7 protein-coding genes are annotated in these 14,073 nt (G+C 41.8%); 6 read left to right on the forward strand and 1 reads right to left on the reverse strand.

All coding sequences use genetic code 11. The features are described from left to right. Positions 1-6: 6 nt before the first annotated feature. A complete protein-coding gene (locus PSR9079_RS20940) occupies positions 7-642 on the reverse strand; it encodes a leucine-rich repeat domain-containing protein (protein ID WP_149983124.1) in 636 nt (211 codons plus the stop codon). Between the two features lie 200 nt (positions 643-842). Here PSR9079_RS20940 and hemB point away from each other — a divergent pair, with 200 nt between their 5' ends. The 6 genes from hemB to PSR9079_RS20970 all read left to right on the forward strand — a co-directional run bounded on the left by hemB (position 843) and on the right by PSR9079_RS20970 (position 14,061). After that, positions 843-1,820, forward strand: a complete 978-nt coding sequence (gene hemB, locus PSR9079_RS20945) for a porphobilinogen synthase (RefSeq protein ID WP_149983125.1) — start codon at positions 843-845, stop codon at positions 1,818-1,820. A gap of 258 nt (positions 1,821-2,078) precedes the next feature. Continuing rightward, a complete protein-coding gene (locus PSR9079_RS20950) occupies positions 2,079-5,798 on the forward strand; it encodes a DUF4132 domain-containing protein (RefSeq protein WP_149983126.1) in 3,720 nt (1,239 codons plus the stop codon). Positions 5,799-5,879: 81 nt separating this feature from the next. Next, positions 5,880-9,608 carry a DUF4132 domain-containing protein gene (locus PSR9079_RS20955; RefSeq protein WP_149983127.1) on the forward strand — a complete coding sequence of 1,243 codons (3,729 nt, stop codon included), beginning with the start codon at positions 5,880-5,882 and terminating at the stop codon, positions 9,606-9,608. Between the two features lie 84 nt (positions 9,609-9,692). Further along, entirely contained in the window at positions 9,693-10,748 is a 1,056-nt protein-coding gene (locus PSR9079_RS20960; protein ID WP_149983128.1) for an AAA family ATPase, read from the forward strand. Then, the gene (locus PSR9079_RS20965; RefSeq protein WP_149983129.1) at positions 10,736-12,967 is read left to right on the forward strand and encodes a DUF5682 family protein; all 2,232 of its coding nucleotides are present in this window, start codon (positions 10,736-10,738) and stop codon (positions 12,965-12,967) included. The genes PSR9079_RS20960 and PSR9079_RS20965 overlap by 13 nt, the downstream gene beginning before the upstream one ends. Further along, a complete protein-coding gene (locus tag PSR9079_RS20970) occupies positions 12,952-14,061 on the forward strand; it encodes a VWA domain-containing protein (RefSeq protein ID WP_149983130.1) in 1,110 nt (369 codons plus the stop codon). The genes PSR9079_RS20965 and PSR9079_RS20970 overlap by 16 nt, the downstream gene beginning before the upstream one ends. Positions 14,062-14,073: the final 12 nt, after the last annotated feature.

Consider the following 14,073-nt stretch of genomic DNA (forward strand, 5'->3'; position numbering starts at 1 on the left):
CTGTGGTTACTTCCAATCATCAGCATTGCCATCATGACTAATTACGACACCTTCTTGCTCATCGTAAAAGTCGTAGAGGGCATCTGGCATCGGGTTTTGGCGAACATCTAAAAATTCAAGTTTATCTAGGCCATTAATTTGCAAGTCAACAAGTTTATTATCGAAAAAATAGCCCGTCTTTAAGTTTTTCAGTGCTGATATATCGAGCGTTTTAAGCTGGTTTTGCATCATTCTTACAGTATGCAACGAACTTAAACCAGACATGTCGAGCGTAACAAGTTGGTTTTTAAATAAATAAAGTTTTTCCAACTTATTCAAAGAGTTAATTTGTAGTAAGTGCAAATCATTATTCGCTAAATTTAATAATGTTAGCTGTGATAGTTTCCTTAGATCTAGGGACTGCAAATTATTATTAAACAAAGACAACGACTGTAAATTTATAAACTGGTTAAGCTCTTGCGCATTATCAATACCCATTCCATGACATTTTATAGCAATAAACTCTTCTACATAACGCCATTGATTATCACTTGCTGTTGTTTTGATACAATCTTTAAACGCATCATCCTCAAAAGAAAGGGAGTTAATAGCTGTATTAGCAAATGCAGAGCAAGAAAAAAAACTAACTAATAGCCACTTCATTTTCATCAACTTTAAATTATTAAATAAACAACACAACTCTAACCCAGCAATTACAACAATTACAGTTTATTTATTACAAATAAAGAAAAAGCTTACTATCATGAACACGCCTTTAATATTGATTTAACGCATATCGTTTACAGTGATAAAAATGATATTATAAACATCTCGTTATACTCAGCTCAGTAAGGCATATAGCAATGAGTACACCTAATTTATCAAGACGCATGCGCAGGCTTCGCCACAGTGACGCAATGCGACAGTTAGTACGCGAATTTGATTTTAATATTGGCGATCTTATCCATCCTATTTTTATCGAAGAGTCGTTAACTGAAAGTCTAGAAATATCCACTATGCCTGGTATACAGCGCATTCCTGAACATGCATTAGCCCAAGAAATTACTGAACTGCATAGATTAGGAATTCAGTATGTTATGCCTTTTGGCATATCGCATCATAAAGACAGTGTTGGCAGTGATACATGGCACGATGATGGTTTACTGGCACGTATGATTAAAACAATCAAACAAACATGCCCCGAGATGATGGTAATACCCGACATTTGTTTTTGTGAATATACAGATCATGGACACTGTGGCGTTGTTGAAGATAATCAAGTTTGTAACGACGAAACTGTTGCTAATCTTGTAAAGCAGAGTGTGTGCGCAGCAAAAGCAGGTGCCGATATGCTAGCCCCATCTGCGATGATGGATGGTCAAGTTAAAGCTATTCGAGCAGGCCTTGATAATGCAGGGTTTGAACATGTTGCCATTTTAGCTCACGCCATTAAATTTGCTTCATCTTTCTATGGTCCATTTAGAGCTGCTGTTGATTGTGAATTAAGTGGTGATCGCAAAGGCTATCAAATGGATTACGCAAATATTCGTCAAGCGCTTCAAGAAGCCCTTCTTGATGAACAAGAAGGCGCTGATATTCTAATGGTGAAACCAGGCACGCCCTATCTTGATGTCCTTAGCAGCTTGAGAGAGAAAACAAACTTACCTTTAGCTGCCTACCAAGTTGGTGGTGAGTATGCCGCTATTAAATTTGCAGCATTAGCAGGTGCCCTTGATGAAAAAAAAGTGGTATTTGAAACACTGACCGGCTTCAAACGTGCAGGCGCTGATTTAATAGTGAGTTATTATACAAAACAAGTTGCACAGTGGTTAAAAGAATAACCGTTGTCACTTTTTGGGCATGTAACATTTTAGAACACGCTAACCCTATATTGGCTTAGTTTAAACCTACGTAAATATCTTAACGTGTTACATGCGCAAAAAAATTAAAAAACAAAACTTGGTCTCGTAAATCATAATTTGTCTTGTTTTATAGAGTGGGGATAAGTAATGTTTGCTGTGTTTTTACAAATATTGCTCATAGATAACCGATAAAAAGAGTCAATAATCACCACAACTTTGAATAATCAAGGAAGTACTATGTTCAAAAAATTTACTAGTAAGCTTTTCGGTGAAGATAAACAAATAACCATCAAAGATTTATTAATAGTTGCTTGCCAAGGCTATAACCATACGCAAACAGGCTTAGCCGCTAAGGTTGCTCATTACTTAGTAACAGGAGAAGGAGCTGATTGTCTTAACATATTAAATCAACTACCTAATTCGCGCCATTCGCAACTGCCAGGCCACTACTCGGTAAATAATAATGGCGAGTATGATAGACGCTCTTTAGTAGCCATGCAGCATGTTTTAAAGTCAGCTACAGGCCATCAAAACGACTTTTTACATCGTTTAGGTTTAGTAACAGAGGCGATTGCAAAGCATCACTATTTAAATCATATGGAGTCTAAACTAACAGGCTGGTTTGCCTTCTTACTGTTTTATTTCAACCAACACACTGATTTTGAATATGACACCAAGGCAACTCAATTCCCTAGTCGTGATGAACTGCTTACGCTGCTAGAAACGTATGACCAACCCCTATGGTATATTGATGCCTATATTCTTGAGCGCTCCTATGCACAAAGAGGCCTTATCTATCCAGATCATTTGCTAGCAAATAGTGATTGGATAACGATTTGTTCAACACCTGAAAAATGCCAACAACTACAAAAAATCGACGCCAGCGGTCGCAATACGCTTTGCCAGTTTCTACTTAAGCAGCCGGTAATTCCAACTTCGTTATTACCGTTTTTAGCACAGCTTAGCGCAGATAAGTCCAGTCAGGTGCGTCTGTCAGCTAACAGTGTGATCCGTAAAATCGATGATGCACAATGCCTTGAGTTTTTCTCTGAACATTATGAAAAGGCGAATGCAAGCACACGAACTCACTGGATAAGCAGTGTGGTTGAGTGTAGTAATGCATTAATATTACTCGAAACCTGGCAAGCCAGTGAAAAAACAGCATCAGTACACACTAAACTTACACTCGCCATTGAGCAATATCAGTTAAAGCAGCAAAGCGACAACTTTGATTGGCAGTTGCCTGCATACACAAACGTGAACTTTCACGGTGAGTTTCCAGCGCATTGGGTTGAAGACTGTATGCACAGCTTAGAAAAGCTAATTGCGCGTTCTGAACGATATATAAAAAACAGCAAGCCCGAAGCACCCGGCAGCTACTGGGCAAAGGCGATAGAGCGTGAAAAAGAAGAGCTTGCGATATATAAAACGATCACTAAAGATGATGTTGTTCACGCTTTAAACGCTCTAGAACAAGGTCAAAAGCTTGGTAATGACATCTTTTATGACATTATCGATGAAGCTAAGTTACTCAAACAGCCAAACATTGCAATAGCACATTTTTTTCAACTGCAGAAAATTGGCAGATGGCACATTAATAATCTGTTAAATGCAGCCAATACGAGCAAATTACTGCAAGAGAATCTTAGCGATGTTCGCCAATTACTGCCATTACTAGCAGAATTTAATTTTAGCGTTTGTGACTTAACGAACATACTTGTAAGTTCCCATGGTGAAGAGTTGGGTACTCGCCCATTGGCGTTAGAATCAATTGATGTGTGGCCCTTATTCGCCGAGTACCCAGAAACAATAGATTACGCACTTGATGGCCTATACACAAAGCTCATCCAGCAAGGAGATGACACAAAGCCAACGATTATCGATCGCCTCGACTCCAAGGATAACTATGATAACTACATGGTTATCAACCAAACGCTGGCTTTATTAGCTGATTTTCCTAAACTTCCTCCCCATTGGTTACAACGCATCTATCAATTAGCGTTTGATAGTCGAAAATCAGTGCGCTTCACGGCACAAGCGACCGCACAAAAGCATGGCATCGTTGTTGAGCGAGTCAGCAAAGAATTACTATCAAGCGGCAATGATACTCGTAGTATTGCAGCAAAATGGCTGCAAACACTGGCGCTCAGTGATGCCCAACCAGCACTACAACAAGCAATTAGAAAAGAAAAAGATACCGCAATTCGTGCGCAAATGTTAGATGCCTTGCAGCAATGTGGCGGTGATATTAGTGAATTTACCTCACCAACTGCATTGGCTGAAGAAGCAGCTGCAGGGCTTCAAAAAGCAGTGCCTAAAAATATGCTTTGGCTGCAACGAGATAGGCTACCTAGCTGTAAATTTGTTAATGGTGAAGCAGTCGACACTGATATTATTTATTGGTGGTGTGTGCTCGCCGTTAAACTAAAACAGCCCGAAGGTAGTAACTTGCTACATTTGTATTTATCACTGCTTGATGATAATAGCCAAGCACAACTCGCTCACTGTTTATTATCAGCATTTATCACCCAAGATACACTTTGCCCCACCGAGCAACAAGCGCATGAATACGCCCAAGCTCATAAGCAGCAAGAGTTTGATATGTATCAACGTTGGGCTCAAAGTGAATGGGGGAAACAGTACAAAACGCATACTTTGGAAGATGCATATAATGCGTGTTACAAACAGAAAAAGTCAGAGCTATTAGGTAGTGCTATTAAAGAAAAAGGTTTGCTCGCCTTAATTATTGGCGGTAAACCGAATGAGCTTTTAGCCCTACTACAACCATATATGAAGCAGTATTATGTACGTCGAGCGCAGATTGAAGCAATATTGAGTGCTATCGCCAATATTAATGATCCGATAATTATTCAATTTATGCTGTCGTTATCGCGACGTTACCGCACCAAATCAATCCAAGAGTTAGCACGTCAGTTAGTTGATAAAATTGCCCAGCGAAACGGCTGGACGACCGATGAACTAGGCGATCGTACCATTCAAACTGCAGGCTTTGAAAACACGCAAGGGCCAACACCTTTTAATTTAGGTCAGCGTACGCTGCAACTCCAGCTAAGCGATGATCTTAAATTTCAACTACTCAACGAAGAAGGCAAGGTGCTTAAGTCACTGCCGCAAGCGCGTAAAGATGATGACGATGCAGCCATCAGCGAAACTAAAAAATGGTTTAGCAGCTGTAAAAAAGAGCTAAAACAGGTAATAACGCAACAAACTAGTCGTCTATATGAGTCTATGGTTACTGAGCGTCATTGGCCTGCAAGCGACTGGCAAGAATATTTACATCAGCATCCTATCATGTTTCGTTTACTGCAACGTACGCTTTGGCAAGTACAGCTTGATGATGGTTGGCACAGTTTTCGCCCCACAGAAGATGGCGCACTCATTGATACAGAAGATGATGAAATTAAATTACCAGCCCAGGCCACTATCCGCTTGCTAAGTGGTAATCAACTCAATAGTGAAGCAAGCCAAGCTTGGCAGGCCCACTTAAAAGATTACAAAATTAAACCGCTGTTTGAGCAACTCAAGTCGCTTGAAGTAAATATAACTGCAGAACAGTTAGCATTGGATCATCATAAAGGCTTGATGACTGATACCTTCACACTACGCAGCTTATTGACCAAAAAAGACTACAAGCAAGGCGACCCTGAAGACGCAGGATTTTTTGATCATTACTATAAACTGTTTGATCAATTAGGACTTAGAGTTCAATTTGACTTCAGTGGTAACTGTGTCCCCGAAGAGAATGTTTCTGCAGCTATTTATAGCATCACAATATGGCAATTTAATCCAAAAGCACGTGGCTGGAACCGCTATGATGCATTACCGCTTACTCAAGTCCCTGCTAATCTGCTTAACGCTATCGCCTTGGATTACGAAGAGGTGGCGAAAAAGTGTCATGCAGATCCACTGTGGCAGCAAAAGCTACCGTTTAATTAGCCGCTATAACAGTAAATGCTGGCCACATTAACGATGGCCAGCGTTTAGAAATCAAGATGATCTATCTAGCAAGGACGTTTTATGCTTAATACGTTAAACACGCCTCCGAACACAGACATTGCTGAACTATTAACTCTTGCCTGTAAAGGCTATGAAATAGCAGAATCAGGTCTCGCTCATAACGTTACACATTACTTATTACATGGGGAAAATCCCCGTTGTTTAATTACTTTAGCACAGCTTCCCGATACAAAAAGTAAACAGGCACCTGGTTGCTATGACTGGGAAGCAGCAGAAGCGATGTGGCAAGTACTCATGTCTACTCAAAGCCAGCAACTGGACTTTTTGCATCGCTTAGGTTTAGTCGTTGCTTGTTTTAACGAGCCCTATTTTGATGCGTTTAGCCATGTACTTTCGAGCTTTGATAACTGGTTTGCCTATCTTCTAAACTTCCTGAACAGGCAATTTAAAACGCATACAGCGTCATCTGTAGAGCAATTACCCAATCGACACACACTACTGAAATTATTAAAAGTATATCAATTACCTAGCTGGTACATTGATGCTTTTATATTAGAGCGTAATAACAAGTATGTTCCAGCAGAGTATGCCCAATACTTACTCACACATACCAACTGGCTGAGTGTCAGCAACGAGCCTAATTTCGATCAACAGCTACAACAACTTCATAGCGAAGGTCGTTACATTTTCTGTTGTCAACTGACGCAGTACTGTGAACTACCCAACACCTTACTACCGCTAGTAATGACATTAGCGGATGATTCCACCAGCAAAGTACGTCAGGCGGCGGCGCTTGCCTTCACACGCCTTGATACAGCAATGTGGGTCAACTACCTTAAAAAACACTATCAAAGTGCTAACACCACCACCCAAGCCCATTGGATTACGCTTATTAGCCGTTATGATGCAGCGCAACCACTTTTAACTCAATGGCTAAGTGAAACAAAAAGTAACGTGTTGCAGCAACAGATCACACAAACACAGCATGAATATCAGCTGATACAAAAAAGTCAGTATTTTGATTGGCAACTACCAAGCCTCTCCCCCATTTCTATCAGCCATGATTTTCCAGAGCGTTGGCTTGATGTTTGCCAGCAAGTGTTAATCACAGAAATAGCCAAAGCGGAACAAGAAATTGCAACGGCGCAGCAAGCGCTTTTGGATTATCCGCAAAATTGTCACCAAAGGCAGCAACGTTTGGCATCTGATCGTGCCGACTTACAAGGGCTACGCTCACTTACGCCAGAACAACTTGCCCAAGCGCTCGCCCAGCTACAGCAACGCCAAATACAAACACAGCCCGGCTACGATATTATTTATAGGCTAGTTGATAATAAATACGCAGCCCAAATTATTGGCGAAGCTAAACTGATGAACCAAAGTGATGCTCAACTAGTGCACTTTTTCCTATTAGCTACTGGTTTATTTTATGGGCTTTCAACGGTACTCGAAGAGCCTCACCCTAGTAAATTGATCCAACGTGATATCAAAGATATACGCCAGTTACAGCCAGTACTGCACCCTTTTGGTATTAGCCCTAGCGATTTAACTAATTACATCCTTGATATTAGACATGAACCTAGTGGCAGCCTCCCGATAGCTTTAGAGTCATTTGAAATATGGCCGCTATTTGCGCACTATCCACAAACCATGGTACTAGCACTTGATGGCCAACTGAGCAGCGCAACATTTAGTTCAAGTACCGACTCATGGATCATTGAGCCACGTCTAAATGATCGTATCGATAGCACGCGCACTACTGAACAAGCATTGGCCCTATTAGCTGATTTTCCTACGATACCGCCCTATTGGCTCGAACGCATATATCAACTCGCCTTTGATAATCGCAAACAAGTGCGCAAGTTAGCGCAATACGCCGTGCAGCAGCATGAATTACTCATTGAAAAAATAACGACAGGTTTAGCATCAAGTAATAAAGAAACCCGCAACCTCACTGCACAGTGGTTAACTCACCTGCAACACCCTGATGCGAAGCCCGCACTGCAAGACGCGATCACCACAGAAAAAGATACCACTACTCGTAACCAATTATTAGATGCGCTACAACAATGCGGCGGTGATATTAGCTATTTTATCACCCCCGCTATTTTAGCTGAAGAAGCAGCTACAGGGCTCAAAAAAGCAGCCCCTAAACATATGGCGTGGCTACAAAAAGCTATGTTACCCAATTGCCACTTTCGTCATGGCGACCCTGTGGAGCCAAGCATTATATATTGGTGGTGTGTGTTAGCCGTAAAGCTTAAACAACCCCAAGGGAGCAACCTATTAAGGTTATATTTATCACTACTCGATGATGACAGTCAGGCTCGCCTAGGCCACTTTTTATTATCTGCTTTTATAAGTCAAGATACGCTTGCCCCTTCTGATCAACAGGCGCATGACTATGCGCAAGCAAATAAGCAACGCGAGTACAACAGGTACCAAGATTTAGCGCAATATGATTGGGGCCAAGAATACGCTACACGCACATTACTCGATGCTTACAATGCATGTTACAACTTATATAAATCTCAATTGCATGGCTCGGCTATTAAAGAAAAAGGCTTACTGGCATTAATTAATGGTGGTAATCCCCAAGCGTTGTTAGCACTGATCCAGCCGTATATGAAAAAACACTATCTGCGCCGTACACAAATAGAAGCGATGATCAGCGCCATCGCTCACATCAACAATACAGTGATTATCCAATTTATGCTGTCGATAGCCCGCCAACATCGTACCCAATCAATACAAGCGTTGGCGCGCGAGCTAGTTGGCCAAATTGCAAAGCGTAACAGCTGGACGACTGATGAATTGGCAGATCGCACCATCCAAACCACTGGCTTAGAGCATATACAAGATCCAACACCGTTTAGCTTTGGCAATCGCACTTTACAACTGCAACTGAGCGACTCACTTAAGCTGCAACTACTAAACGAAGAAGGCAAGGTGATTAAATCGCTGCCACAACCACGCAAAGAGGATAGCGAAGAGCAGATCAACCAAACTAAAAAATGGTTTAGTGGTTGTAAAAAAGAGCTAAAGCAAGTGATTGAACAACAACATGCCCGCCTATATGCTGCCATGATCACCGAGCGTCACTGGCCTGTTGATGAGTGGCATGAATATTTACACCAACATCCGGTGATGTTTCGCTTACTACAACGCACCTTATGGCAAGTACAACTTGATAATGATTGGCATACCTTTCGCCCGACTGAAGATGGTAGTTTAGTCGATGTAAATGATGACGAGGTTACGCTAATATCGGGTGCAAATACTCGTTTGCTCAGTGCTAATCAGCTTGATAAAGCCGCCCTTAAAGCATGGCAGCTACACTTAAAAGATTACAAAATAAAGCCACTTTTTGAGCAGCTCAAATCCGCTGATATTAGTGTTACACCTAAGCAAATTTCATTGGAGCATCATTTGGGCCTTATGAGTGATGCTTTTACTCTGCGCGGTTTACTAACCAAACTCGGTTACCAACGCGGTGAAACAGAAGATGGGGCGTTTTTTAATTACTACGAAAAATCATTTGAGCAGGTAGGACTTCGCATTCAATTTGAGTTTAGTGGTAACTATTTACCAGAGGAAAATGAACCCGTTGCCATTTATGGCTGCAAAATATTTCAGCAAATTCAAGGTTCTCGCACGCGTAATCGCTATAAAACGATACCACTTGCGCAAGCGCCAGCAAATCTACTCAACGCTATCGCACTGGATTATCAACATGTTGCAAAAAAATGCCATGCAGATCCTAATTGGCTATCAAAATTACCGTGGTAACAAAGTTATTTATACTTCGTTGTTTGCCCTGACTCCGGCAAAGAACGCTATATACAGTCAGAACTGTAGTAAAGGACGTACCTAATGAATAAACAGATTATTCGTGCTCGCGCCGAACAACGCTATCAAGTTGAATTAGCACAGCTCATTGCCACTGATAGTGGTGCTCGCCCGAGCGGCTGGCAGCTTTCAGCAAGTGCCGTAAAACGCTTTATTTGTGGCGATAAACAGCACAATATCAGCCGTAAATATTATGGTGATGATGCGCTTGTTGAACGTGCGATTGTCAGCCTAATGGGCAACAATGGCTTGATGATGGTCGGTGAACCCGGCACTGCAAAATCAATGCTCTCAGAACTACTTGCCGCAGCAATAAGCGGTACCAGTGAGTTACTCATTCAAGGCACTGCTGGCACCACAGAAGAGCAGGTAAAATATAGTTGGAATTTTGCCATGCTGCTAGCCAATGGCCCAAGCTTTGATGCGCTACTAAAAAGTCCTATTTATACTGCTATGGAGCAAGGTAAATTAGTTCGTATTGAAGAGATCACTCGCTGCCCGCAGGAAATCCAAGATGTGCTTATTTCCTTAATGTCGGAAAAAACACTCACCATCCCAGAGCTGGGGATCGCCATTCAAGCCAAACCAGGATTTAATGTAATTGCCACCGCCAACTTACTCGACCGCGGCGTAAATGAGATGTCGAGCGCCCTTAAACGTCGCTTTAATTTTGAAACAGTGCCAGTACTTAATGATGTAAAACTAGAGAAAGAGCTTATTTTATCTCAGGTCAATGCCCGCTTTATTAACGAAGCACAGCAACCACAAATTAATGAAGAGTTAGTACAGTTATTAGTACAGGTATTTCATGACTTGCGTAACAACTTTGGTGCACAATCTTTAGATGCTACTTTATCAACTGCCGAAGCGGTCAATATTGTGCATTCTTGTGCCTTACATAGTCTCTATTGGCATCAACCCATGAGTGCTGAGCAGTTAGTACAACAGATGCACGGCACCTTGGTTAAAGATAAACCCGATGACATTAAAAAATTGGCTCACTATCTTGATGCTGTTGTACGTGAACGCAAAGAGTGGCGTGCTTTTTTTGATGCAGGTAAAGCGTTGTGGATGAAATAACACCAGATAACAACGGCTTTAGCCAAGCATTAGCAAAGCTCAGCCAACGTTATTTACATGATGAAAAAGTACGTTGGTTACCTGTGCGTCATCACAGCCCTGCTTGTGCGCATTTTGCTTTAGCTCAATTAAACGCTTGGCAACCAGATGTTGTATTGATTGAAGCACCGCACAGTTTTGGGCAACACCTTGGCCTATTGCAAAACAAGCATGTGGTGCCACCGATTGCAGTTTATCAACAGCAAAGCTATTTTCCTTTCGCTGAAAATAGCCCTGAGTGGCAAGCACTGCGCTGGGCTGGTGACAACCACGTGCCAGTACAATTTATTGACTTAGACAGCACTGACGAGCAGCAAGAAGAACCACTTGATCGCTACAGCGATGCCCGTATTTTAAGCTCAAGCTATAGTCGTCAGCTACAACAAACCATGGGTTGCCGTGATGCCGATGAGCTTTGGCTGCGCTTATTTGAGCTACAAAATTTTGAAAGTGCGAATGATTTTTTTGAGCAAGTATTACTATTTTGTGCTGCTAGCCGCCTTTATTATGATCAAAAAAGTTTGCAGCAACTAGGCGATCTAGACCGCGAGAAACAAATGCGTGCCTGCATTCGCGCAGCTAGTCATGATTATCAACGCATCGCGGTAATGACCGGCGGTTTCCATACCAGTGCACTGTTTGATTACGAGCAAGAATCAACTTCTATTCGTAAAAGTACTGAGGATAGTTTTGTGATCCGTTACAGCGATTCTTTACTTGATGCTCATCAAGGCTACCAGGCGGGAATGCCCTACCCTGCGTTTTGCCGTTGGCTGTTTGAACAACGTTCATTATCAGCCTGTGATTGGCTACTGTATTTATTAGCACAAATGCCTAAGTTAACGCTGATAGCTAAACAAAATGTTTTTGAGCATCTAAGTCAGCTCTGTCAGTTGCGGGGAATTGTGCGCGCTGGTTGCTATGATCTACTCGATTCTTTAGGAAGTTGCCAATTTAAACAACAAAGTAGCTCGCGCGACTATCGACCTTGGCAGCAGCTGTTGCGTGGCGAAAACATGGGACAACTACCAGCAAATCAACGTAATTTGCCATTAGTCGATGATGTATTAGCCCATTGCAAACATGTACAGCTGACAATTGGTACAATTAATCGTAGCCATTTTTCTTTATATGAATTAACCGAGCGGCAACGCCAGCGCCGCCAACTATTGAGCCAATTACTATTTTTAGACATCGGCTTTTGCCAATACGAACAAAGCATGCATGCCTTTTATAATATTCATACAGCCGCAAAGCATGAGAGCTGGCGCTACCATTGGACCCCTTCAGTAGAAGTGGCATTAATTGAATTAAGTACTTTAGGCGGCACTCTCAAAACAGTTGTACAGCATCGCTTGGCGCAACAAAGTGAAAGCGATTTGCCACAAATGCTTGATAAATTAATACTGTCACTTCAATTAGGCATGCAATATCAATTTAACTCGGTTGCAATAACCCGTGAAATAAACGATTGCAGTACCATAAAAATACTATCAGATAGCTTCATTAAGTTATATCGCACCAGTAAGCACCCGCTTTTTAATGACTACCACCAGCAACTCGACGCATTAATTACACCGTTGTGGCGTCAATTAAGCTTTCACTTGCCCTCGTTAAATCAACTACCTGAAGATGAAGCGCTACAAGTACTGTTGTCATTACAAGCTATTGCACGCCAACAAATGGAAGTACTTAAACAACCTTGGCGTGAGCGTTTACACTGGCTAATAGAACACAATGAACACACCCCTACCCTTTGGTTTGCGCTTAAAGCGTTGGCTGTAGACTTAGATGAGTTAGACCCTGCCTCTTTATTAAATGAACTACAACGCTATAGCGGCGACCGTTTCACTATTTTGCGCACACTGCTGACGGTTGTGCCCCATTGGCTCAATTATCAAAACGGGTTATTGCCACTGCTCAATCACAGTATTGAGCAACTCGATGATGAGCAGTTTGTTGAGCAGTTACCACAATTACGTGGGCTATTTTGCGATAAAGATGCACGAGAAATTGATGGTATTAGCCAGCAACTCGGTACACTTAATCAATGGCAACAGCAATTAAATTGGCTCAATGAAGATATCAGCGAGCATGATGTAAACCAAGCAATGTTATTAGATAAACAATTACAACAGCAACTGCTTGAACAAGGATTAAGTGCATGGACTACTCGCTAAAACAGCGCTGGCGTTTAGTATTAGGGCGCTATGCTGAATCACTTGATACCAGTTTATCAAGTGAGCAAAATCAACAAGACCAAGTCCTTGAGCAACTCTACCAACAGGGTTTAAAAGAGCGAGGTTTTCAAATATCGGGGGGCTTAGAAGCAAGCCAGCCATCGGTAGTACAATGGCTCGATAACGCTGAAAAGCTGTTTCCTAAAAGTGTTAATGACACCTTGCAACATCAAGCATTAGAGCGCTTTAATCTTAAGCAGCTGTTAGAAGAACCACGAGTACTACAAAATATTTCACCCTCTATGGGGTTGTTAAAGCAATTAATGAGTATTTCAGCGCATACCAACCCTAAATTACAGCAGCAAGTGCAACAAATCATTACAACTGTAGTAGAGGATTTGCTAAAGCAATTACGACCACTGTTTAATAACAAGCTCAATGGTAAGCTAAATCGCCAAGCGCACAGTCCACAAAAACGACTTGCTAACTTAGATTGGCAAACAAGTATTCGCAAGAACCTTAAACACTTTGATGGCAAACGCGTGCTATTTGAGCGCATTTACTTTCATGCTCGCCAGCAACCACAATTGCCTTGGCACGTTGTTTTATGTATCGACCAATCAGGCTCTATGTCCAGTTCTATGGTGTATTCAGCGGTGATCGCTGGTATTTTAAAACAACTACCGTGTATTAAACTCTCGCTGGTGGTATTCGATACACAAGTCGTAGATCTGACCGATCAAGCTGACGATCCCGTAAAAGTATTGCTCTCGACTCAACTTGGTGGTGGCACTTTAATTGCTAAAGCATGGCAATACTGTGAGCAGCTAATCGAGACTCCTTCGCGTACCATTATTGCTACCGTGTCTGATTTTTGTGAAGGTGGCCCTGAGCAAGCAATGTTTCAACAAGCTCAGCATCTTATTGATAGTGGGGTGACAATGTTAGGCATGACCGCATTGAGCCCTGAATCAATACCTTTTTATGATACTAACGCGACAGCCAAACTTAGCCGTATGAAAATGCAGATTGCTTCATTAACGCCTGACCACTTTGCAAATTGGCTAGCATCCACGATGGGATTACAAAAATGAGCAGCATGAGCA

Origin of the sequence: Pseudoalteromonas rhizosphaerae, from assembly GCF_902498845.1 — a bacterium.
Lineage (GTDB): Bacteria > Pseudomonadota > Gammaproteobacteria > Enterobacterales > Alteromonadaceae > Pseudoalteromonas > Pseudoalteromonas rhizosphaerae.